Source organism: Pseudomonas sp. CFBP2511 (assembly GCF_030209255.1).
GTDB lineage: Bacteria > Pseudomonadota > Gammaproteobacteria > Pseudomonadales > Pseudomonadaceae > Aquipseudomonas > Aquipseudomonas avellanae.
This window is the reverse complement of record NZ_JARVSI010000027.1, coordinates 128,921-150,677: the sequence shown is the minus strand read 5'-3', so window position 1 is coordinate 150,677 and position 21,757 is coordinate 128,921. Positions and strand designations below refer to the sequence as shown.

The window sequence follows — 21,757 nt, the reverse complement described above, 5'->3', positions numbered from 1 at the left end:
CCGTCCCTTACGCTTTATTGGGTGGCTTCTTTTTGCCCGTCGCAGGTTTTTCAGGCGGGTTGGCCTGTAGTTGCAGGTTTTCCAATGCGACTTCCTTTTTGATCAACAGCAGTTCCAGCATCCGGTTTTGCTGTTGGCCATCGGTCACGCTCTGTTTGAGCGCCGCACGCTCTTCCTGCAGGCTGCGTAGCCTTTCTTCCAGCAGTGCGCACTGTGTATGGGTGCGTTGCTGGTGTTCAGCCAACGCAGCGGCCTGGGCAGTGGCCCGGCTCAGCTGATCTTTCTGGTCGTGCGCGACACGCAGAGTGCTGCGGTTTTCAGCCAGCAACCGTTCGTTGTCGCGATTGAGCTGCGTGATCTCTTCCTGGCGCATGGCGAGGCTTTGCTGTGCCTGTCGCAATTCCATCTGCAATTGCTGAACCTGGCCTTCATGGCGCTGCTGCTCCTGCTCGCGCTGCTCCCTGATCGAGTTGCGGTAGTGCTCCAGTGCTTCGCGGGCATGCTGGTGTTTTTCCTCAAGGGAGTGAATCTGACCCTCCTTGTCTTGCAGGCGAGATTCCAGATCAAGATTGGCTTGCAGCAGCCTGGCGTGCTCGGTCTGGGCGTCTTGCAGCGTTTGCCGGGTCTGGAGCAGGGCGGTGGCCTGATGTTCGACGGTCTCGTTGCGTTGCAGCAGGTGTTCCTGCAATTCACTGATCTGTTGCCGGGCCGTCGTCAGTTGCTGCTGCAGGTCATTGCAGCTGGCCTGGTACTTGTCGTGCGCCTCGTCTATGCGCTCCTGCGCCCGCTCGTCAAGGCGCTGGGCGAGGTGGGCCACCAGATCGCTCAGTTCCTCATTGAGGTCCGGCGCTGGCGCGTGCGTAGCATCCAGTTCTTTGAGGTAGCGATGAATCGTGGTTTTCGAGCCGGTATTACCCATCTCGATGCGTACCGCATCAATGCTCGGGTTCTCGCCTCTGGCTAACAGAGAAGCCCTTGCCTTGAGCACCAATGCCTTGTTTACGCCGCCCCGAGCCATGCTTTCTCCTACGATTTCGTACTGTGGTATGTACCCTGTAATTACATACTATATTATTTAAAATAAATTCGTATTATTTGAATTAATTAACATGGGATATTGGCGTATTATCCCGTGTCAGGCACTGTCAGCGGCCTTTTGAAGGCTGTTCCCGGTACACCCGCAGGCTTTGAGCAATGAATGGCCATGAATGACGTCGATCGCTACATAGATGCCGCGACCCGTGACAACACGCGCCGGAGCTACCGGGCGGCCATCGAACATTTCGAGGTGACATGGGGCGGGTTTCTGCCGGCAACCAGCGAAAGCGTCGCGCGCTACCTGGCCTGCTATGCCGGAACATTGTCGGTCAATACCTTGAAGCTGCGTCTGTCGGCGCTGGCCCAGTGGCATATCAGCCAGGGTTTTGTCGACCCCACCAAGGCACCGATGGTGCGCAAGGTCATAAAGGGCATTCGTGCGCTGCACCCGGCACAGGAAAAACAGGCCGAGCCTCTGCAGTTGCAGGACCTTGAAAAGGTCATCGCCTGGCTGCAGCTCGAAATACAGGAAGCGGCCGCGCAGCACGATCAACCGCGCCTGCTGCGCTGTCGTCGTGATTCGGCACTGATTCTGCTGGGCTTCTGGCGGGGCTTTCGCAGTGATGAGCTATGCCGTCTGCAAGTGCAGGACATCAAGGCCATCGCTCACTCGGGTATCACCCTGTATCTGCCGCGCAGCAAAGGGGATCGTGACAACCTGGGCAGGACTTATCAGACACCCGCCTTGCAGCGGCTGTGCCCGGTGCAGGCCTACATCGAGTGGGTCAACTGTGCGGCGCTGGTGCGCGGTCCGGTGTTTAGAGCCGTTGACCGGTGGGGCAATCTGCAGGAGGAGGGGCTGCATGCCAACAGCGTCATCCCGTTGCTGCGTCAAGCGTTCGAACGCGCAGGCATTGCCGGCGAGCATTACACCAGCCACTCGCTGCGTCGTGGTTTTGCCAGTTGGGCGCATGCCGCTGGCTGGGACCTCAAGTCGCTGATGGCTTATGTCGGTTGGAGGGACATCAAGTCGGCGATGCGTTACATTGACGCCGCGCCGTTTCCAGGCAACCCGGAGAGCGGAATCGGCCTGAAGGTTTCTTCTATTGATAAGCTGCCTTCATAGTGAAAAGCAATCAGTGACATCAGGTTTGCCAATGAGCGATTGTCACGGATGATGCGTAAGCTTCACTCCATCGAATTCACAACCCATCCAAACCATCAGGAGATATACCGATGCCTATCATCAACAGCCAGGTAAAACCGTTCAAGGCTACCGCTTTCAAGAACGGCTCTTTCGTTGACGTTTCGGACGCCGACTTCAAAGGCAAGTGGTCTGTCGTATTCTTCTACCCGGCCGACTTCACCTTCGTATGCCCGACCGAACTGGAAGATCTGGCTGACAACTACGACACCTTCCAGAAGCTGGGCGTAGAAATCTACAGCGTTTCGACTGACACCCACTTCGCTCACGCTGCATGGCACAACACTTCGCCAGCAATCGGCAAGATTCAGTACACCATGATCGGTGACCCGACCCTGGCTATCTCGCGCAACTTCGACGTGCTGATCGAAGAAGCCGGTCTGGCGGATCGCGGTACGTTCGTGATCAACCCGGAAGGTCAGATCAAAATCGTTGAACTGAACGACGGCGGCGTTGGCCGTGACGCTTCCGAGCTGCTGCGCAAGATCAAGGCCGCTCAGTACGTTGCTGCTCACCCGGGCGAAGTCTGCCCTGCCAAGTGGAAAGAAGGCGAGGCCACTCTGGCGCCGTCTCTGGACCTGGTCGGCAAGATCTGATTCACATGAATCGGCTGGGGGCGTTGAGCTCTTGAGCAAGTAAACCGCATCGCCCCATAAAACGCCCGGGCGGTAATCGCCTGGGCGTTGTTATTTCTACCCTTTGTAAACAGGAAGTCGCCACATGTTGGACGCCAATCTTAAAGCCCAGTTGAAATCCTACCTGGAGCGGGTCACTCGCCCCATCGAGATCGTCGCGTCCCTTGATGACGGCGCGAAGTCTCAGGAAATGCTCGCACTGCTCAACGACGTGATCAGTGTTTCCAAAGACGTCACCCTGAATGACAGCGGTACCGACGCACGTACGCCGTCGTTCTCGCTGAGCAGCCCTGGCCACGATATCAGCCTGCGTTTCGCCGGTATCCCCATGGGCCACGAATTCACCTCGCTGGTATTGGCGCTGCTGCAAGTTGGCGGCTACCCACCCAAGGTCAGTGCGGAAACCATCGAACAGGTTCGCGCTCTGCAAGGCGAATTCCATTTCGAAACCTATTTCTCGCAGTCCTGCCAGAACTGCCCGGACGTCGTCCAGGCGTTGAACCTGATGGCAGTATTGAACCCTGGCATCAAGCACGTCGCCATCGACGGCGCGCTGTTTCAGGACGAAGTCACCGAACGCAAGATCATGTCGGTGCCGAGCATCTACCTGAACGGCGAACTGTTCGGTCAGGGCCGTATGGGCCTGGAAGAAATTCTCGCCAAGATCGACACCGGTGCCGGTGCGCGTCAGGCCGAGAAGCTCAACGCCAAGCAGTCCTTTGATGTGCTGGTGGTGGGTGGCGGTCCTGCCGGTTCGGCGGCTGCGGTCTATGCCGCCCGCAAAGGCATCCGCACCGGCGTTGCAGCTGAGCGTTTCGGTGGTCAGGTGCTCGACACCATGGCTATCGAAAACTTCATCTCGGTACAACACACTGAAGGGCCGAAGCTGGCTGTTGCGCTCGAAGAGCACGTCAAGCAGTACGAAGTCGACATCATGAACCTGCAACGCGCCGACAAGCTGATTCCGGGCGCGGCCGGTGAGTTGCACGAAGTGAAGTTCGCCAGCGGCGCGAGCCTCAAGGCCAAGACGGTGATCCTTGCCACCGGCGCGCGCTGGAGGGAGATGAACGTTCCCGGTGAGCAGCAATACCGCAACAAGGGTGTGGCCTACTGCCCGCACTGCGACGGTCCGCTGTTCAAAGGCAAACGCGTTGCCGTGATTGGTGGCGGTAACTCGGGCGTCGAAGCGGCCATCGACCTGGCGGGTATCGTGTCTCACGTAACGCTGCTGGAATTCGACGTGCAACTGCGCGCCGATGCAGTGTTGCAACGCAAGCTGCACAGCCTGCCGAACGTCACCGTGCTTACCAGTGCGCAAACCACTGAAGTGACTGGCGACGAGCAGAAGGTCAATGGCCTGCGTTACAAGAACCGCACGACTGGCGAAGAAATCACCATTCCTCTGGAAGGTATTTTTGTGCAGATCGGCCTGTTGCCCAACAGCGAATGGCTCAAAGGCGCCCTTGAGTTGTCGCCGCGTGGCGAGATCGTGGTGGATGCGCGGGGTGAAACGTCAGTGTCGGGCATTTTCGCTGCCGGTGACGTGACCGTGACGCCGTACAAGCAGATCATCATCGCCCTGGGCGAGGGTGCCAAGGCCTCGCTGAGCGCTTTTGATCACCTGATCCGTACCTCCGCGCCAGCCTGATTGTTTAGCGGTCAATAAAAAACCCCGTGAGCGATCACGGGGTTTTTTTTCGCTTATCGTTCAGTATCGGAACGATTCACGCAGGGCCTCAGAGTGGTGTCGGCTGGATGATCTCTACCCAGTAGCCGTCCGGGTCCTTGATGAACGCCAGGCTGTTCATGCGGCCATCGGACAGGCGTTTCTGAAAGTCCACACCCAACGCTTCGAAGCGCTCGCAGGCGACCTTTACGTCGGGTACGGACACGCAGATGTGACCAAAGCCGCGCGGGTCGCTGTTGCCGTTGTGATACGAGGCTGTCGCATCGCTTTCTGTCCCGTGGTTGTGGGTCAGCTCCAGAATGCCCGGGATCGATTTCATCCACTCGTTGCGCGCAGCGTCGTCGTCCGGGATTTGTGCCTTGTCCACCAGTGCAAGGAAGTACAGGCTGAACTCAGCTTCCGGGAAGTCACGTTTTTCAACCAGGCTGAAGCCCAGCACGCGGGTGTAGAAGTCCAGCGATTGGGTGATGTCCTTGACGCGCAGCATGGTGTGATTGAACACAAACTGCCGGGTAGCCGCTTCAGGGTTGGCTGTCACGCCCGGTAGTGTGTTGAGTTCGTGCAAGCTCATGAATATGTCTCCAACAGAATGTACAAATTAGTACCAAATGATACGGGGCAGGGCGGTCAGTGCCAAACCCTGGCCCGGATAACATCGTTATGTCCTTGCTCGATGCCGGCAACAGGCTCAGAATTTCAGGTCCACCGTTCTGGCGACCTGACCATGATTGCTCTGCAATACCGACGTTTCTTGCCAGGCCTATGCCTGCTGCTGTGCGCTGCACAGGCCCATGCCCATGCCACCGATGCGATGATCATCTGGCCTGCGGGCTGGGAGGTCGAGTCGTTACCGACCGAGTCAGATACGCCCGTTCAACCCTCCGTGCAGGTCAGACAGCGCGCGGTTAAAAACGATCAACGTGGAAACCCGCTGATGGTCATGGAATTGACCCAGACGCGCCTGAGTCCCGGCCATGAGGTCAATGTTCAGGGGGTGCTGCTGGAGATGCGTAAATCCGTGCAGGTCAATTTCGCCCGCAGCGGTCTGCAAAGTGTCTGCACGCATGTTCGTGAGAGCCAGTTGAGCGTCGTGCCGGCGCTGGAAACCACCTGCACCATCACTCAGAACGGTGTGCATGTGCTGACCCAGACGCTGGTGGCGGCTGCCAATAAAGAGATGGCCTGGTCGCTGTCGTACGCAGGGTCGGCTGAAGGTTATGCAGCCAACAAGGACGAGGCGTTACGCATTCGCGAGAGTCTGCGTCTGGAGGCCGAGCAGTAAGGCGGGACTTTTCTGCAGGCAAAAAGAAGCCCGCCGAGGCGGGCATGGGGCGCTATTCCTTTAGCGGTCTTCATCATCCGAGATTCCATGTGAAAAAAGTGTGAAGCTCTACTGCCTCGCCCACACGGCGCTTCTCGACGCGTCCGGTTACAAAATCTTTTATATGTCATTATTGTAGATAAACTGAATAATTACTCTACCCAGTTCAGGCATTGTTCAGCTTTGTAACTGTGCAGTGAATCGCATCAGCCGCACTTTATTGGCGTCATTATTCTCGCGGTATTAATATCGTCTGCCACGGAAGTTTGATGTACCGGCCAGTTCACTTAATGATCTGTATGAATGTCAGGTTGTGTCAAGGTGCTGCGCAGTTGTCACGCAGGCTCGCGCGGCGGCAATGCGCTGACGATTGACGGGCGCACAGGCCGGTAAAAAAAAGCCCTGCAAGTGCAGGGCTTCAAATGACGTAGTTGTAATCAGGCGCGAAGCCACGAATCAACAGTGTCCACACCGTACTGTTCTTTCCAGGCTTTGAGACCGCGGTGGTTGCCACCCTTGGTTTCAATCAGCTCGCCGGTGTGCGGGTTTTGATAAACCTTGACCACGCGTGCACGACGGCGCTTGGGCCCGGCGGGCGCTACCAGCGACGTAGAGCTTGAAGGGTCAAGGATAGCGATGATGTCACGCAGGCTTTTGCCGTAGGTGCCCATCAGGGTCTGGAGCTTTTGCTCGAATTCGATCTCCTTCTTCAATCCGGCGTCATTCTTCAAGGATTCCAGCTGTGCAAGCTGCTCTTGAAGGGCTTTCTCTGCTGCTCGAAACTCGGCAAGTCTGGACAAGTAATACACTCCAACAATGTAATGGCTGTTGTCAGCCCTATAAAGCGATGAGACAAAACTCTTTGGCCGATTCGCTCAATCAATTCTGCCCGCTCTCCGCGGTTTCTATGGTGAAACTTGGCCTTTTCGGCTTGTCATTGCGCAGACAGAGGGTGTTTATAACTCAGTAGCACGCAAATGATGCACCTTTTTTTTCAGTTAGAAAATAGTCTTCTTCAAATTCCTTAAATGAAGCCGCTCGACACGGTTGGATATAGGTGACGATTCCTGGGTACTGGGGCGCGGTGCGTTGTAAGTTATTTCCGATAATAGTCACTGATGAGAAACGCGCCATGTGATAAGGGCTCGCGTAAAAAAAGAAACATCTGACAGGCATGAAGGCTGTCAGATGCGCGAGAGGCAGGAATGTCTGTAGGCAGCGAGTTGAAAGGCGTGCAGCTGTGTCAAAGGATGGCCTTTGGCCTGTCTTTTTGTCGTTTTTTTGACTCTACAACCCCTGTTGCAGCACCGGGTCGTCAGGATTCTGCTGCTCAAGCTCCGCCAACAATATCTGGACATTCTGCAGCTGGCCGGTTTCTTTCCAGTACTGAATCAGCAGCACCCTGGCCTTGCGGTTTGCGGGCTGGTTTTGAACGATCTGCGTCAGCTGCTTTTGCGCCGCCTCAAGCTCGTTCAAGGAATGCAGGGCAACCGCCAGATCGTAGCGATAGTCGTTGTTGTCGGGTGCCAGCTCGGTGGCCTTGGCCAGGCTGAGCAAGGCAAATTCGGCCTGCCCGTGGTTCAACAGCCACATACCCAGTGCATGCTGGAGGATTGACGAGCCGGGGTTGCGCTCCAGCAGCCCGGCAAACAGACTGCGCGCCTGTTCGGCCTGGCCCTTGCGGTCCAGTAGCTCGATGTGGGCGAGTGCCGCTTCGATATTACCGGGGTCCAGTGAGGTGGCCCGTTGCAGCGCCGCGACCGCAGGTTCGAGATCCCCGGTCTGCAGATACAGTCTGGCCAGTTGCAGCTGGTTCTGAGCATCCTGAGGCTGGCTTTTGAGCGACTCCTGAAACGCCTCGGCACTTTGTTGCAGGACGGCAAAGTACAGGCCCAGCTCGTCGGGTGACAAGCCGAGCAGCGCACGGGTGGCGTGAAACCTGACGGATTGCTCGGGGTCGTCCAGCAGTGGGCCCAGTAACAGGCTGCGCTGGCTGTTGGAGACCAGCTTCACGCTGGCGTCGATGGCCGCCTTGCGCACCTGGCCGGAAGCGTCGCCAAGGCCTGCGTCCAGCAGCTTGAGCGCTTGAGGGCTGGGGTAGTCGCTCAATTCGGCGAGCAGCGTGATGCGTTGCTCGTCAGACAGATCGGTGCGTGCCAGTTGCTGATACAGCACGCGCGCCGCGCCGGGCTTGCCGTCATGTGCCTGCTCCAGTGCCTGGGCGTAGGTATGGCTCAACTTGACTGGCGTTGTCTGTACTGGCGTGCGCCACCACCAGAACGCCAGTGCAAGCGTCAGCAGCGTCGCGGCCGCTGCGCCTGTCTGCCAGCGACGTCGAGTAGTGGGTTGAGGCGATAACCCCTTGAAAGGCAGTCTGGGCATATCGGTTTCCAATGCTTGACGGGTTGCAGCTTCGGGGAGTCGGTGGCAGCTGTCAAACGTCAATCTTACGGGCATTGAACAACTGGCAGAAAAAAGCCCCGCGCCTTTGAGGGGCGCGGGGCGTTTTACACGGCGTTACATTTATCAGACTTGCGTATCAGGCTTGCGGCTGCCAGCCACCGCCCAGTGCCTTGTAGATTGCCACGATGCCGCGATACAGCTCGATTTCTGCCTGAGCCTGAGAGTCCTCGGCTGCCAGACGCTCGCGCTCTGCATCCAGCAACACCAGAAAATCGGCGGTGCCTTCACGGTATTGCACCGAGGCGAGTCGTGCTGCCGAGCGACTCGCGTCACTCTGGCGCATCAGTGCCACCAGTCGCTGCTGGCGTTTGTCGTAATCGCTGAACGCGTTTTCCGATTCCTCAAGCGCCAGCAGCACTTGTTGCTCGTAGTTGGCCAACGCGCCTTCGGCATCGGCATCTGCGCTGCGAATCTGCGCCCGCACACTGCCCAGATCGAAGGCTGCCCAGGTGATGCTCGGCCCCAGCGACCAGGCTCTGGCCGCAGAGGAACCTATCTGCGAGCCACGTCCGGCGGTGTAGCCCAGAAAACCGCTCAGGCTGACGCGTGGAAACAGGTCGGCCGTCGCCACGCCGATACGCGCAGTCGAGGCAGCCAGTTGGCGCTCGGCAGCACGTATGTCAGGGCGATTGCGCAACACCTGCGTTGCATCGCCGATAGGCAAGGCCTTGGCAATCGCGGGCAATTTGCTCGGGCTCAGGTCCACGCTGAGGGTGTCTGGTCGCTCGCCCAGCAATGTTGCAATGCGATTGCGCTGGCGCGCCTGCTCTGCCTGCAATTGCGGAACAGTTGCTTCAACCGCTGCAAGGCGTGCGTCGGCGCGTACGACGTCCAGCTCGTTGCCGACACCGGCATCGCGCAGTTGAGTGGTGATGCCCTGAGACTTCTGCTGGTTGGTCAGGTTGTCCCGGGCGATGGCTTCACGCAATTGAGCGCCGCGCAGTTGCCCGTAGGCATCGACCACTTCGGCGATCAGCGTGACCTGAAGCTGATACAGATTGGCTTCGGCAGCTTCCTGGTCGGCATCGCTGGCTTCCAGTTGTCGCTGAATGCGTCCGAACAGGTCCAGCTCCCAGGCCATGTCCAGGCCCAGATCGTAACGCTCGCTGTTGACGCGGCGCTCGGTGATACCGGGCTGCTGGCCTTTGCCGATGTCACTGCTGGCCCGGCTGGTCACCACCGGCATGACGTCGTTGGCGACGTCATCGCGAATCGCCCGTGCAGCCTTGAGGCGGGCAAATGCGACGCGCAAGTCACGGTTGCCGTCCAGTGACTGGGCCACCAGCTTGTTAAGGGTCGGGTCCTCGAACTGCTGCCACCACAGGGTGTTGACCTTGCTGCGGTCATAGTTGCCCTTGGCCGCCGAGGCCAGGGTCGCAGGCGCGGTGACCGGTGCCTTGTAGTCCGGGCCGACGGCGCAGGCCGCCAGCGCCAGAACCAACAGGCTCGGGACAAAGACTTTAAACGCGCTCATCAATGCATCTCCGCAGGCAGGTTTTGCAGTTTTTGCGCCTTGGCGGCCTTGCGGGCCTCTTGACGTCCAACGTAGTTACGGATCAGCACGTAGAACACCGGCGTCAGCAGCAAGCCGAAGAAGGTGACGCCGAGCATCCCGGAGAACACCGCGACCCCCATCGCGTGACGCATCTCGGCACCGGCACCGCTGGAAAGTACCAGTGGCACCACACCCATGATGAAGGCAAACGAGGTCATCAGGATCGGACGCAGACGCAGGCGGCAGGCTTCCAGCACTGCATCCAGCGGGCTCATGCCCTCGGCCTGTTTGTCCTTGGCGAACTCGACGATCAGAATCGCGTTCTTGCACGCAAGCCCCACCAGTACGATCAGGCCGATCTGGGTGAAGATGTTGTTGTCGCTACCGGCAATGATCACCCCGGCAATGGCCGACAGCAGGGTCATCGGTACGATCAGGATCACCGCCAGCGGCAGGCTCCAGCTTTCGTACTGAGCGGCCAGCACCAGGAACGCCAGCAACACGCAGAGCGGGAAGACGAACAGCGCGGTGTTGCCCGAGAGAATCTGCTGGTAGGTCAGGTCGGTCCATTCGTAGACCATGCCATTGGGCAGTTCTTCACGCAGCAGTTTTTCCACGGCGGTCTGCGCCTGGCCAGAGCTGAAGCCCGGTGCGGCTGCGCCGTTGATCTCGGCGGTAATGAAACCGTTGTAGTGCATCACGCGGTCGGGACCTGCGGTGTCACTGACCTTGACGAAGGTCGCCAGCGGTATCATTTCTCCCAGATTGTTGCGCACCTTGAGCTGACCGATCTGATCGGCATCCTGGCGGAACTGTTGTTCAGCCTGGACGTTGACCTGATAAGTGCGGCCAAAACGGTTGAAGTCGTTGGCATACAGCGAGCCCAGGTACACCTGCAGGGTGTCGAAGATATCGCTGACGGCCACGCCATGAGTCTTGGCCTTCTCGCGGTCAATCGCGGCATCGACCTGCGGCACGTTCACCGTGTAGCTGGTGAACAACCCGGCCAGTTCCGGCACGCTGCGGCTTTTGGTGATGATGTTCTGGGTTTCCTTGTACAGCTCGTCGTAACCCAGGTTGCCACGATCCTCGATCTGCAAGCGGAAGCCGCCAATGGTGCCCAGCCCTTGTACCGGCGGTGGCGGGAAGATCGCCATGTAGGCTTCCTGAATCGACGCGAACTGGCCGTTCAGGGCACCGGCGATGGCGTTGGCCGACAGGCTTGGGTCCTTGCGTTCATCGAAAGGCTTGAGGGCGACGAATACCACGCCGTTGTTAGGGCTGTTGGTGAAGCCGTTGATGGACAGACCCGGGAAGGCAATCGCGTTTTCCACGCCGGGTTGCTTGAGAGCCAGCTCCGACATGCGCTTGATCACGTCCTCGGTGCGGTCCAGGCTCGCGGCGTCCGGCAACTGGGCAAATGCCACCAGGTATTGCTTGTCCTGGCTTGGCACAAAACCGGTTGGTGTGCTGGCGAAGCCCAGCCAGGTCAGAACCATCAGCCCCGCATAGACCAGCAACGCGATGCCGCTGCTGCGAATGACCCGTGCGACGGTGCCCACATAGCCGTGGCTGGCTTTTTCAAAGAAGCGGTTGAACGGGCGGAACAGCCAGCCTCCGAGTATTTTATCGAGGAAACGCGAGAAGCGATCCTTGGGTGCATCGTGAGCTTTAAGCAATACCGCGGCCAGCGCCGGCGACAGGGTCAGTGAGTTGAACGCCGAGATGACCGTCGAGATGGCAATGGTCAGTGCGAACTGTTTATAAAACTGCCCGGTAAGGCCAGAAATAAACGCTGCCGGTACAAACACCGCGCACAACACCAGCGCCGTGGCAATGATCGGCCCCGTCACCTCAGCCATGGCCTTGTGTGTTGCCTCGACCGGTTCAAGCCCCAGCTCGATGTTACGTTCTACGTTCTCGACCACCACAATCGCGTCGTCTACCACGATGCCGATGGCCAGTACCAGGCCGAACAAAGACAGCGCGTTCAGCGAGAAGCCGAACATGTGCATCACAGCGAAGGTGCCGATCAGTGACACCGGTACAGCCACCAGCGGGATGATCGAGGCGCGCCAGGTCTGCAGGAACAGCACCACCACCAGCACCACCAGAATCAGTGCTTCGAACAGTGTATGGATCACCGCCTCGATGGAGCCGCGCACAAAGATGGTCGGGTCATAGACGATGCTGTAGTCCATGCCTTCGGGGAAGCCTTTTTTCAGCTCGGCCATCCGTGCCCGCACATCGTTGGAAATGTCGATGGCGTTGGAGCCTGGGCGCTGAAAGATCGGCATTGCCACGGCAGGCTGGTTATTGAGCAGCGAGCGCAGGGCGTACTGACTGGAACCCAGCTCGATACGTGCGACGTCCTTCAGGCGGGTAATTTCTCCGTCTGGCCCGGCGCGGACCACGACGTTTTCAAACTCTTCCTCACTGACCAGACGGCCCTGGGTGTTGATCGACATCTGAAAACTGGTGGCATTCGGCGAAGGCGGCGAGCCCAACTGGCCGGCGGCGACCTGACGGTTTTGTTCGCGAATTGCGTTGACCACGTCGGTGGCGGTCAGGTTGCGTGAGGCGGTCTTGTTCGGATCGAGCCAGACACGCAGCGAGTAGTCGCCCATGCCGAACAACTGCACATCACCGACACCGCCCAGTCGCGCCAGCTCATCCTTGATGTTGAGCACGGCGTAGTTGGACAGGTACAGCATGTCGTAGCGCTGATCCGGCGAGGTCAAGTGGACCACCATGGTCAGGTCGGGAGAGGCCTTGTCCACGGTAATGCCGATACGCGTGACTTCCTCGGGCAGCTTGGGCTCGGTCCGTGTCACGCGGTTCTGCACCTGCACTTGAGCGTTGTCCAGCTCGGTGCCCAGCGCAAAGGTGATGGTCAGGGTCAGTTTGCCGTCGGCGGTGGCCTGGGACGACATGTAGAGCATGCCCTCGACACCGGTGATGGCCTGTTCCAGCGGCGAAGCGACGGTTTCGCCGATCACCTTGGGGTTGGCGCCGGGGAAGCTGGCGCGTACCACAACGGTCGGCGGCACGACTTCCGGGTATTCACTAATCGGCAACTGGAACAGCGAGATTGCACCGGCGATCAGGATCAGCAGCGACAGCACTGCGGCGAAGATCGGCCGTGAAATAAAGAATTTGGAGAAGTTCATCGGACGAGTCCCTTAGTCGCGCGGCGCGGAGGCGCTGGCGATTTTGACGGCGGCTTTGGACGTCACCTGTGGCTGGGTGCTGGCGTCGAGGGCCTGGCGTTGTTTTTGCAGTGCGGCGAGGGTGTCGGCGCTGGCCATCGGGGTGATTTCAGGGTCTACAGGCTGGCCGGGGCGCACACGCTGCAAGCCTTTGACGACGATGGTGTCGTCCTTTGCCAGTCCGTTGCGCACAATACGCAGGCCTTCGATTTTCGGGCCCAGTTCAACAGCCCTGTAAGCAGGCTTGTTGTCCTTGTCCATCACCAGCACAAACTTCTTGCCCAGATCGGTGCCGACCGCTTCGTCGTTGATCAGCACTGCCGAGTAGGTGCCGCTGCCAACCAGTTTCAGCCGTGCATACAGCCCCGGTGTGAAGCTGCCGTCAGTGTTGTCGAACACCGCTCGACCACGAATGGTGCCGGTCCTCGGGTTGACCTGGTTGTCGACGAAGTTCATCTGGCCCAGGTGCGGGTTGCCGGTTTCATTGGACAGCCCCAGGTAGACCGGCGTGGTCTGGCCGCGCTGACCCTTGCGGGCGAGTTCGGTGTACTTGAGGAAGACACGCTCGTCGGCGTCGAAGTAGGCGTAGACCTTGTCGGTGGAGACCACGCTGGTCAGTGCAGTGACATCTGCAGTGACAATGTTACCCGCAGTAATCTCGGCACGGCTCACGCGGCCTGCAATCGGAGCGGTCACGCGGGTGAAACTGAGGTTAAGTCGGGCCAGGTCCAGTTGCGCCTGAATGGCTGCAACGCCGGCTTTGGCTTCCTGCGCCGAGGTGCTACGCGAATCGGCCAGCTCGGCGGAAATAGCGTTGTTGCTGCGCAGACGCTCACCGCGCTGGGCTTCGCTGTCGCTACGTGATGCGACCGCACGGGCTTGTTGCAACTGGGCTTCAAGACGGCGGACTTCGGACTGGAACGGGCGAGGGTCGATCTGGAACAGCAGGTCACCTTTTTTGACCACCGAGCCATCGGTGAACGCGACCTGATCGATCTGGCCAGATACGCGAGGGCGAACTTCAACAGTTTCCGGTGCTTCAAGGCGCCCCGTGAACTCATCCCATTCGTTGACCGGTTGCTCCAGCACCTTGGCCACGGTGACCTTGGCTGCGCCGGGTGCGGTGGCGGCCTGTTGCGCGCCGCCGCCGCACGCACTGATCACGATCAACGCGAGGGCGGTGAGAGGGTAGCGCAGATGGCTGAGTGTCTGGGTCATGAGAAGTTCCGCCGATAATAAACGATGGGCGGATTCTGTTGCGCGAGGGGTGTTATTAACGAATCGAATAAACCAAAGGTTACTATCAGCCAGAATGATGTACGCCTACAGGGCGCCTGGGCGGCGTGCCGAGGCCTGGCTACAGGCGGTACGGGCGATGCCGCTCACTTACCCTAAAACCGTCAATACGCTCATGTTATATCGCTATGTGTCCGATCAATCTTTGCAATCGCAATGACTATCAAGTTGTCGAGCGCCACGTCGATCCTTGGGTATCCCGAAATATACCAAGGCGCAATTGATGAAATCGACATGGCTGGACAATCTGAACGTCAGCAAGAAACTGAGTATCGGCTTCGGGCTGATTCTTTTGGGTGTACTGACAGTAACCGCTATTGGTTACCTCAGCACAAACCTGCTGATCGAGCGCCTGGGCAAGGCGTCCAGGGTCGCGGAGGTGAAAGCCGACGTGCTGAGTATCAGAATCGCTGCCCAGATTTACGCGGCCAAGCCTGACGCCGGCAACGCGCAAAGTTACGGCACTGCGCTTGATAGCCTGGGCAAGACGATCGAAGAAGGTCTCAGGATTCTGACCGTCCCGGCCAACGCCGATATCCTCAGAAGTATCCGTGACCAGGCGAGCGGGTTGCGACTGACGTTCAATCAACTGGTCGACAACAATCAGAAAATCGATCAGGCCATGCAGCCGCTCATTGCTATCTCCGAGCAGGTCAGCGCAAGCTTTGAAACGCTGCTGCAAAAGACATTCGAAGATGCTTCTCGCTCGCTTGATCAGAACAGTATTGATCAAGTAAAAATTGCCGGCGATTTGCGCAACGGCATGACCAACTTTCGCCTGGTGTTCCGTCGCTATATCAGCATTCCTACGGCCGACAACAAGCAGATTACCTTCGATGCTGCAGACGGCCTGATTGCGCAGGTCACGAGCGCTCGTACCCTGTTGCCTAACCAGGCCATGCCTGCTGTCGACACCGCGCTTGCGGCCTTGCAACAGTACAAGTCGCTGATGGTGTCCATTTCGCAGATGATGCAACAGAACGACCAGATCCGCGACACACTGCGCCAACAGTCGCTGGACATCCTCAAGAGTGCCGATGGCCTCATGGCCGGTCAGGTGGTAAGTGCCAACAAGGAAAAAGACAGTGCGGTCACTCAGTTGCTCACGGTGGCGTTGATCGCACTGTTGCTGGGTGTGTTGGCGGCCATCCTGATCACCCGTCAGATTACCCGTCCGCTCAACGCCACTGTGATCGCAGCACGGCGCATTGCCGACGGTGATCTGACCAACGACATCAGCACCACTCGCCAGGATGAACTGGGCCTGCTGCAAAACACCATGCAACATATGACCGTATCGCTGCGCACGCTGATTGGCGGTATCAGCAATGGCGTGACGCAAATCGCCACGGCAGCCGAAGAGCTTTCAGCGGTCAGTGAGCAGACTAGCGCTGGCGTGACTCAACAGAAAATGGAAGTCGATCAGGTGGCCACCGCCATGAACCAGATGGCCTCTACCGTGCAGGAAGTTGCGCAGAACACCGAGGACGCCGCGCAGGCTGCCAGACTGGCGAGCGATCGTGCCGCCCACGGCAGCAGCGTGGTGCAACACGCCACTCGCGAAATCAGCCAGTTGGCCGGTGAAGTCGGGCAGTTGGGGCAGGCCATGCAGCGTCTGATTCAGGACAGTGACAAGATCGGCGGGGTGATCGATGTGATCAAGGCGGTCGCCGAGCAGACCAACCTGCTGGCGCTCAACGCGGCTATCGAGGCTGCACGTGCCGGTGAGCAAGGCCGTGGCTTTGCCGTGGTCGCCGATGAGGTGCGTTCGCTGGCGCAGCGTACGCAAAAATCCACCACTGAAATTGAAGCATTGATTCAGGCGTTGCAACACGGCACTGGAGCCGCGTCGGAGCTGATGGACGCCAGCCGCCAGCGTACCGAAGGCACCGTGGAACTGGCCCGCCAGGCTGAGCAATCGCTGGTGGAGATCACTCGCTCGATCGTCACCATCGAACAAATGAGCCAGCAGATTTCCGCCGCCGCCGAGGAACAAAGCGCCGTCACCGATGAAATCAATCGCAGTGTCATCAGTGTGCGTGACATCGCCGATCAGTCCGCCACCGCGACCGAGCAAAGCGCAGCGTCCACGGTAGAACTGGCGCGCCTGGGCAGTAACCTGCAAGGCATGGTTGCGCGCTTTCGGATCTGACCCGCTCAGCGTGTAGTGCTCATAACGTGTAGCAAAAAGCAGCGCTGAACGTCAGCGCTGTTCAACCAACTGCAGAAAGCGTCGGGTGCGTTCATTTTCCGGGTTGAGCAGAATCTCGCCCGGGCTGCCGTCGGCCACGATGCGGCCGCCCTCCATGAATAACACGCGATCAGCGTTACGGTTTTTGACGGTATAGGGTTCATCAATCAACGGTGCGTTTGCATTCCACCCGCTTCAACACCCTGCGCCATAACGCCGGCTGCGGCCGGGGCGCTGCCTCGGTCACCACATTCGGCATATCGCGCAACCGAATCCAGGTTTCGCTGCGCCAGTGCAGCACGCTCAGCGAAGTGCCCGGCCATTGCAGTTGGGTCATTCTGGGGTTGTCCAGGATCACGTTTTGTTGATCGTGTAAAACCGTCAGCACCTCATGCGTCAGCCACTGCCGCAGCGCGCGGCTCTCCGGCACGTAGTGATGAACCAGCAGCGCCAGCGTGCCGGACTCGCTGATCATCAATTGCCGCTGGCACTCGCCATTGGCCTGCAACCAGACCTCGCGACGCTGATCCGCATCAAGCTTGAGCGTGGCACGCTGGTCCAGCGCCTTGCCCATCAGCCGGGCAAGGTCGGCCAGACAGAACCACGCCTGGGCGTCAGTAAAAATGGCGCGCAGCATGCGACTGTGGCGCAGAAACAGAGTGGCGTCGAAATAGGCGGTGTGGGTGTTTCTGAGAGCAATATTTTGCATGTATGACACTCTTTTTTGTTTATCAAGAGCCGCCACGAATCGTCGCCAAACGAATGGGTGGCAGCTGTGCGAGGGTTGGCGAACCGGGCAAAAAGACAAACCCCGGCAGACCCGAAGGTCTCCCGCACACAGCCGCCATAGCGCGAAAGTCAGACCGATAGAATCTGCTGCTTTGCGATGGTGCGTATTTTTGTCTTTTCTTTGGGTCGCCAAACCCAGCCGCTGGTTTTGCAGCGAACGGCGGGGAGGTTAGCGTGGTGGGGGTGGGGTGGCAAGGGGGGATAGTAGCTCGTCGAGCAGAACGAAAGTCTGGAGGGTTTGCCGGGTTGTTGGGGGGGCTGCGGCGCAATGGAAAATTCTTACACGTTGAGTGAGATAATTACTACGTTGCTGGCGTGAACTTCCTACTTGCATGAGCATAAAAGTCTGACGGCGCATTCTGAAAGTTAAGGTCTCGAATGATGAGCCCTTTTAACAGGTGAAAAGTTCGGTGTACGTTGGGCTCTCTTAAATCTCAGATCAGGAAATCATCATGTCATTTGATACGTTTATGAAAGTGGAAGGTATTGAAGGTGAGTCTGTGGATGCCGAACATAAGGGGTGGATCGAGTTATTATCCTACCATTATGATGCGGTGCAATCGATCAGTCATTCTGCTAGTTCAAGCGGTGGTGCGTCCGCTGGCGGTGTGACGCTTGTAGATTTTCAGGTCAGTAAATATGTAGACCGCGCAACGCCGAAGCTGTTTGAACTATGCTGTAAAGGCTCGCACATCAAAACCGTAACGCTTCGAGTGCATCGCGCTGGCAGTGAGAAATTTAAATACCTAGATATTGTTATGGAGGAGGTTTTAATCTCTACCGTCAGTGGGCGGGGTGCAGAGCATGCGGGCTTGCCGGTAGAGTCCATCACACTGAACTATGGCCGAATAAAATTTGAATACTCTCAACAGCGTCGTACAGACGGTGCTAGCGCGGGTATGGTTTCCGGTGGGTGGGACAGGGTCGCAAACAAGCCGTTTGCGTAAAGCGCTTATCTTCGCGAATTCCAATGCAGATATTTTGTGCGGGTGAGTCAGGTATCAAGGATTTGATATGAATGATTTTTGCAGTACGAATTCCAACCATAGTCCAGTGTGGGGTGCACTGGATGTCATTTTTTGGAAGCTGGTGCCTGAGCGCTTTGCTGGTGGGCGTGGCTACATACAGCGTTTTAAAGATGCGTGGTTAGTCCACAATAAACAATACATTAGAGCATCGGCGGATGAGTATTCACTTCCTGTAGAACTGTTGGCTGGGGTGTGCTGGATTGAAACAGGAGGCGATCCGAATTTTATAGATAGAGCCGCATTCGAGGTAAGAAGCTTTGACCATTTGGGTACTCCGTCGAGAGTCGTGACAGTGCCGCCGGCAAAAACAAGCTTCGGGTGGGTTAGCATACAGCTTCGTACTGCAGCTCGTACTCTAGGGCTTAACCCTGACGATATGAATACCGATCAGCTAAGGGGGCTGGCTAACTGCCTTGAGCGCGATGTGTACAATATCAATGTAGTCGCAAAGCATCTGCGCATGCTTGCCGACCATGATCTGTTCGATTCTATTGGAATGGATGAAGTTAGGATTATAGGCGCTCGCTATAATCGTGGTATGGATTTGTCGCTTGAGGAAATAAAAAGAGATACTCGTTATGGCAATTTCATTGTCAATTCTTGGCAACGCTTCAGTCGGCTCATGATATGAATTTTATAAAAGTAAGAAAGTGCCTAACCAGATTCCTCGTGTACACCGTCTACCTTACATGCCTGCTTGCCTATGCGTTTTTCCAGGGCTCGCAGTATGACTGGTTTGAACCTGACTCCCTCGCACTGCTGCCAGACTATTCGTCAGCCGAGACCCTGGAGCCTGGCGACAGCAATCGATCGGTTTTTCGAGGTATGGCGGTAGCGATGGCTGTCGTTTTTCAAGTCGTTATTGGCGTGTTGTTTTCTAGAAAAGAGGCCGTATTAACCATCATGCTTTTTGGCGTGATTCTGGTTGTGTACGCTTAGCGGCCGACGTCGCTCACGTGGGCAATCAAACGCCGAACCTGTAAGGCAATGGCCGATCAGGTACAGGCGAGGTTCAATGGCGAATCAGCACTCAAAAAGAAATCTCCGCCGGCTGCGACAGCCGCAACACCGACAGGTCGCCCGTCACCCGTTTCCAGGCCAGGCGGATGGCTTCGATGTCTGCGCGATGTGTGGCGGTGTTCTCGTGCAGGATGACAATGACTTTGGTACTCAACCGCTCTGGCTGGGCAGCGTCTTTGTCGCGCCACTGGCCGTAGGCATCGAATGCGGTGAAGCCGTCCGGAAAGCGCGGGGTGACTTCCTTGTCGAGGAACTCGCGCCAGCGCGCCGCATTCACTTGATGCTGCGGATCGTCCAGCGACCCGGTCGAGAAGTACAATTCGGTGCGCAGCCACTGCGCTTGTGCGGGGCGGCGGCTGTCGCCCTGCAGGGTTGCGCTGGACGGGTTGGTTGTATGCACCGGCAAAACGGGGGTGGCAGTGCACCCGGCCAGCAGTAATAGCAGGCCAGGTAACAGAAGACGTGCGGGCATCAGGCATTCCTTGGGGCACATAACAGCGTTCAGAGTGAAGGCTCACTATAAGAAGCCAGGTGCAGGGACTGAAATAATAAAAAACCGCTTATTGCGACTAAAAAGAATAAGCAGGGCCAACTTGCAGCGTTTCTACTTCATCAAAGTGGCAGCTGTTTAGACCGATTATTTCTTTTTGTTTTATCGATAGATCACAAAAGCATATCCATCGTCATCAGATCGACGCTGCAGCGTCATGGGCAGCTGCTATAGCTGTTGATGCCGCTGTGATGCACGAGTCGGATGCTGCTTTTATGGAGGATCAAGCGCCTTGAGCGTTGAATCCGACCGTTTGACCAGCGTCTTGCGGCATGTCTGCGTATCTCTAGAATCCGCCCATGAATTTCAACATCCCTTTCGATTACGGAGTTTCGAACATGATGAATGCAATGCAGATGCCTATGAACAACGCCATGCCAATGATGCCGATGATGGGCATGCCCATGATGATGGCGACCATGCAGTGCGAGATGATGGTCGACGGCATGATGTGCACCATGAAGCCTGCTGCGGGTATGGACATGACTATGTTCAAGAACAGCGCCGACATGATGTCGATGATGATGACCTGCGGCATGCCGATGATGATGCAGTGCGGCAACATGTCGATGATGTGCATGTCGGAAGACGGTATGGCAATGATGAACATGATGTCTGGCATGAACATGCCGATGATGATGCCGATGGGCATGCCTATGCCGATGATGAAGTGCATGATGACCTGCACCGTCGAGGCTGATTGCATGAAGTGCATGATGATGCCGATGCCTGGCATGAGCATGGAAATGATGAGCAACTGCTGCGCATTGATGATGAAAATGATGAACGACTGCGCCATGCCGATGATGATGAGCTGCAACGGCATGCCGATGATGTGCTGCACCTGCTGATCGGTTCGGTCACGCAGCGCTGAGGCGCTGCGACCGGCCCGGCAATGAAAAGCCCTGACGTTTGCGCGTCAGGGCTTTTGTGTTTTCAGCGGTTGGCCAGGCGCTTGTAGCGCAGTGCCGCCTACCGGCTTGCCGTCTTGATCGGTTTTACAAAGCGCAGTGTAAAGCGGTCCGACTCGCCAATGGCCAGGTACCTGGCGCGCTCCTTGTCACCCAGCTTCAAGGCCGGCGGCAGTGTCCAGACGCCTGCCTCGTAGTCCTTGGTGTCTTTGCGGTTGGCGTTGATTTCGCTTTGCGCTTGCAGTTCAAAGCCTGCTTCGGTGGCCAGTTTCACGACGTAGGCGGTGGGCAGGTAGCCACTTTGCTTGATGCTCTGCAGGTCTGCGCCTTCGTTGCCTCGATGATCTACAACACCGAGCACGCCGCCCGGTTTGAGTACGTCGAAGAACCCGGTAAACATTTGCCGGGCATCGTCGGCCTCGATCCAGTTGTGTACGTTGCGAAAGGTCAGCACGTGATCGGCCGAGTCGGGTGCGCCAAACACCGGTTTTTGCGGGTCGAACTCGACGAATCCGGCGTTGGCATAACGTGCGGGGTCGGCCTGGAATTTCTTTTTAAGGCGGTCTGCGGCCTGCTTGCTTGATTCATCGGAAGAGGGCGCCTGTAGCGCCGCAATGTAGTGGCCGCGGTCTTTGAGCAATGGCGCAATAATTTCGCTGTACCAGCCGCCACCGGGGGTGATTTCGATGACCGTCTGGTCGGCCCGCACACCGAAAAACTGCAGGGTCTGTTGTGGATGGCGATAGGTGTCGCGCGCGCTGTTTTCCTTGGCTCGCCAAGGGCCCTTGAGCACTGTGGCGTATTGCTCGTCGCTGATGTGCGCGTCGGGCGAGGCAGCCTGGCTGATACCGGGCAGCAGGAGGGTGGCGAGGCTTAACGCGATGAGGGCTTTGTTCATGATCTTCCTGAAAGTAGACGGC

19 protein-coding genes and 2 pseudogenes are annotated in these 21,757 nt (G+C 57.7%); 9 read left to right on the top strand and 12 right to left on the bottom strand.

The features are described from left to right. Positions 1-7 precede the first annotated feature (7 nt). Entirely contained in the window at positions 8-1,018 is a 1,011-nt protein-coding gene (locus QRN38_RS22680) for a DNA-binding protein (RefSeq protein WP_057418427.1), read from the bottom strand. Positions 1,019-1,204: 186 nt separating this feature from the next. Here QRN38_RS22680 and QRN38_RS22675 point away from each other — a divergent pair, with 186 nt between their 5' ends. From QRN38_RS22675 to ahpF, 3 genes are all read left to right on the top strand, one after another. Then, entirely contained in the window at positions 1,205-2,164 is a 960-nt protein-coding gene (locus QRN38_RS22675; RefSeq protein WP_024668287.1) for a site-specific integrase, read from the top strand. A 110-nt stretch (positions 2,165-2,274) separates the two neighbouring features. Next, the gene (ahpC, locus tag QRN38_RS22670) at positions 2,275-2,838 is read left to right on the top strand and encodes an alkyl hydroperoxide reductase subunit C (protein ID WP_003380444.1); all 564 of its coding nucleotides are present in this window, start codon (positions 2,275-2,277) and stop codon (positions 2,836-2,838) included. A 124-nt stretch (positions 2,839-2,962) separates the two neighbouring features. Beyond that, complete coding sequence (gene ahpF, locus QRN38_RS22665; RefSeq protein ID WP_007246288.1) at positions 2,963-4,525, top strand: alkyl hydroperoxide reductase subunit F; 1,563 nt, start codon at positions 2,963-2,965, stop codon at positions 4,523-4,525. 88 nt (positions 4,526-4,613) lie between these two features. Here the strand turns inward: ahpF and gloA are convergent, their stop codons facing one another. Continuing rightward, positions 4,614-5,135 carry a lactoylglutathione lyase gene (gloA, locus tag QRN38_RS22660; protein WP_005737870.1) on the bottom strand — a complete coding sequence of 174 codons (522 nt, stop codon included), beginning with the start codon at positions 5,133-5,135 and terminating at the stop codon, positions 4,614-4,616. Positions 5,136-5,237: 102 nt separating this feature from the next. Between gloA and QRN38_RS22655 the strand changes: the two genes are divergently transcribed. Beyond that, complete coding sequence (locus tag QRN38_RS22655) at positions 5,238-5,846, top strand: DUF4946 domain-containing protein (RefSeq protein ID WP_010211225.1); 609 nt, start codon at positions 5,238-5,240, stop codon at positions 5,844-5,846. A 476-nt stretch (positions 5,847-6,322) separates the two neighbouring features. Here the strand turns inward: QRN38_RS22655 and QRN38_RS22650 are convergent, their stop codons facing one another. The 5 genes from QRN38_RS22650 to mexE all read right to left on the bottom strand — a co-directional run bounded on the left by QRN38_RS22650 (position 6,323) and on the right by mexE (position 14,270). Then, the gene (locus QRN38_RS22650; RefSeq protein WP_003380449.1) at positions 6,323-6,685 is read right to left on the bottom strand and encodes a histone-like nucleoid-structuring protein, MvaT/MvaU family; all 363 of its coding nucleotides are present in this window, start codon (positions 6,683-6,685) and stop codon (positions 6,323-6,325) included. Between the two features lie 487 nt (positions 6,686-7,172). Next, complete coding sequence (locus QRN38_RS22645) at positions 7,173-8,267, bottom strand: tetratricopeptide repeat protein (protein ID WP_057415947.1); 1,095 nt, start codon at positions 8,265-8,267, stop codon at positions 7,173-7,175. A gap of 157 nt (positions 8,268-8,424) precedes the next feature. Beyond that, entirely contained in the window at positions 8,425-9,822 is a 1,398-nt protein-coding gene (locus QRN38_RS22640; protein ID WP_010201131.1) for an efflux transporter outer membrane subunit, read from the bottom strand. Beyond that, complete coding sequence (locus QRN38_RS22635) at positions 9,822-13,013, bottom strand: efflux RND transporter permease subunit (RefSeq protein WP_003380455.1); 3,192 nt, start codon at positions 13,011-13,013, stop codon at positions 9,822-9,824. Before QRN38_RS22635 ends, QRN38_RS22640 begins: the two co-directional genes overlap by 1 nt. 12 nt (positions 13,014-13,025) lie before the next feature. Then, positions 13,026-14,270: a multidrug efflux RND transporter periplasmic adaptor subunit MexE gene (gene mexE, locus QRN38_RS22630; RefSeq protein ID WP_007246281.1), complete on the bottom strand. Its 1,245-nt coding sequence runs from the start codon at positions 14,268-14,270 to the stop codon at positions 13,026-13,028. A gap of 301 nt (positions 14,271-14,571) precedes the next feature. Between mexE and QRN38_RS28405 the strand changes: the two are divergent. Then, positions 14,572-15,594 (top strand): annotated as a pseudogene (locus tag QRN38_RS28405) (methyl-accepting chemotaxis protein); the annotation flags it as partial. 33 nt (positions 15,595-15,627) lie between these two features. Continuing rightward, positions 15,628-16,500, top strand: a complete 873-nt coding sequence (locus QRN38_RS28400; protein WP_375233746.1) for a methyl-accepting chemotaxis protein — start codon at positions 15,628-15,630, stop codon at positions 16,498-16,500. Between the two features lie 51 nt (positions 16,501-16,551). Here the strand turns inward: QRN38_RS28400 and QRN38_RS22620 are convergent. Continuing rightward, positions 16,552-16,674: pseudogene (locus QRN38_RS22620) on the bottom strand (amino acid ABC transporter ATP-binding protein); the annotation flags it as partial. Between the two features lie 28 nt (positions 16,675-16,702). Beyond that, complete coding sequence (locus tag QRN38_RS22615; protein WP_057418429.1) at positions 16,703-17,248, bottom strand: BRO-N domain-containing protein; 546 nt, start codon at positions 17,246-17,248, stop codon at positions 16,703-16,705. Positions 17,249-17,780: 532 nt separating this feature from the next. Here QRN38_RS22615 and QRN38_RS22610 point away from each other — a divergent pair. The 3 genes from QRN38_RS22610 (at position 17,781) to QRN38_RS22600 (ending at position 19,295) form a co-directional block, all read left to right on the top strand. Continuing rightward, complete coding sequence (locus QRN38_RS22610; RefSeq protein ID WP_005766174.1) at positions 17,781-18,275, top strand: Hcp family type VI secretion system effector; 495 nt, start codon at positions 17,781-17,783, stop codon at positions 18,273-18,275. Positions 18,276-18,342: 67 nt separating this feature from the next. Then, positions 18,343-18,987 carry a hypothetical protein gene (locus QRN38_RS22605; protein WP_057417753.1) on the top strand — a complete coding sequence of 215 codons (645 nt, stop codon included), beginning with the start codon at positions 18,343-18,345 and terminating at the stop codon, positions 18,985-18,987. Positions 18,988-19,025: 38 nt separating this feature from the next. Then, positions 19,026-19,295, top strand: a complete 270-nt coding sequence (locus QRN38_RS22600) for a hypothetical protein (protein ID WP_225982948.1) — start codon at positions 19,026-19,028, stop codon at positions 19,293-19,295. Positions 19,296-19,386: 91 nt separating this feature from the next. Here QRN38_RS22600 and QRN38_RS22595 read toward each other — a convergent pair whose 3' ends face one another. The 3 genes from QRN38_RS22595 to QRN38_RS22585 all read right to left on the bottom strand — a co-directional run bounded on the left by QRN38_RS22595 (position 19,387) and on the right by QRN38_RS22585 (position 21,735). Next, entirely contained in the window at positions 19,387-19,848 is a 462-nt protein-coding gene (locus QRN38_RS22595) for a DUF3574 domain-containing protein (RefSeq protein WP_005766171.1), read from the bottom strand. A 400-nt stretch (positions 19,849-20,248) separates the two neighbouring features. Next, the gene (locus QRN38_RS22590; protein ID WP_005766169.1) at positions 20,249-20,770 is read right to left on the bottom strand and encodes a hypothetical protein; all 522 of its coding nucleotides are present in this window, start codon (positions 20,768-20,770) and stop codon (positions 20,249-20,251) included. A gap of 128 nt (positions 20,771-20,898) precedes the next feature. Then, complete coding sequence (locus QRN38_RS22585; protein ID WP_057417752.1) at positions 20,899-21,735, bottom strand: class I SAM-dependent methyltransferase; 837 nt, start codon at positions 21,733-21,735, stop codon at positions 20,899-20,901. Positions 21,736-21,757 lie beyond the last annotated feature (22 nt).

Excerpts from the sequence above, each read along its gene's own strand:
- QRN38_RS22680 (WP_057418427.1), bottom strand. The coding sequence starts at position 1,018 with ATGGCTCGGGGCGGCGTAAACAAGGCATTGGTGCTCAAGGCAAGGGCT.
- QRN38_RS22675 (WP_024668287.1), top strand. The coding sequence starts at position 1,205 with ATGAATGACGTCGATCGCTACATAGATGCCGCGACCCGTGACAACACG.
- ahpC (WP_003380444.1), top strand. The coding sequence starts at position 2,275 with ATGCCTATCATCAACAGCCAGGTAAAACCGTTCAAGGCTACCGCTTTC.
- ahpF (WP_007246288.1), top strand. The coding sequence starts at position 2,963 with ATGTTGGACGCCAATCTTAAAGCCCAGTTGAAATCCTACCTGGAGCGG.
- gloA (WP_005737870.1), bottom strand. The coding sequence starts at position 5,135 with ATGAGCTTGCACGAACTCAACACACTACCGGGCGTGACAGCCAACCCT.
- QRN38_RS22655 (WP_010211225.1), top strand. The coding sequence starts at position 5,238 with ATGCCGGCAACAGGCTCAGAATTTCAGGTCCACCGTTCTGGCGACCTG.
- QRN38_RS22645 (WP_057415947.1), bottom strand. The coding sequence starts at position 8,267 with ATGCCCAGACTGCCTTTCAAGGGGTTATCGCCTCAACCCACTACTCGA.
- QRN38_RS22640 (WP_010201131.1), bottom strand. The coding sequence starts at position 9,822 with ATGAGCGCGTTTAAAGTCTTTGTCCCGAGCCTGTTGGTTCTGGCGCTG.
- QRN38_RS22635 (WP_003380455.1), bottom strand. The coding sequence starts at position 13,013 with ATGAACTTCTCCAAATTCTTTATTTCACGGCCGATCTTCGCCGCAGTG.
- mexE (WP_007246281.1), bottom strand. The coding sequence starts at position 14,270 with ATGACCCAGACACTCAGCCATCTGCGCTACCCTCTCACCGCCCTCGCG.
- QRN38_RS28400 (WP_375233746.1), top strand. The coding sequence starts at position 15,628 with ATGCAACATATGACCGTATCGCTGCGCACGCTGATTGGCGGTATCAGC.
- QRN38_RS22615 (WP_057418429.1), bottom strand. The coding sequence starts at position 17,248 with ATGCAAAATATTGCTCTCAGAAACACCCACACCGCCTATTTCGACGCC.
- QRN38_RS22610 (WP_005766174.1), top strand. The coding sequence starts at position 17,781 with ATGTCATTTGATACGTTTATGAAAGTGGAAGGTATTGAAGGTGAGTCT.
- QRN38_RS22605 (WP_057417753.1), top strand. The coding sequence starts at position 18,343 with ATGAATGATTTTTGCAGTACGAATTCCAACCATAGTCCAGTGTGGGGT.
- QRN38_RS22595 (WP_005766171.1), bottom strand. The coding sequence starts at position 19,848 with ATGCCCGCACGTCTTCTGTTACCTGGCCTGCTATTACTGCTGGCCGGG.
- QRN38_RS22585 (WP_057417752.1), bottom strand. The coding sequence starts at position 21,735 with ATGAACAAAGCCCTCATCGCGTTAAGCCTCGCCACCCTCCTGCTGCCC.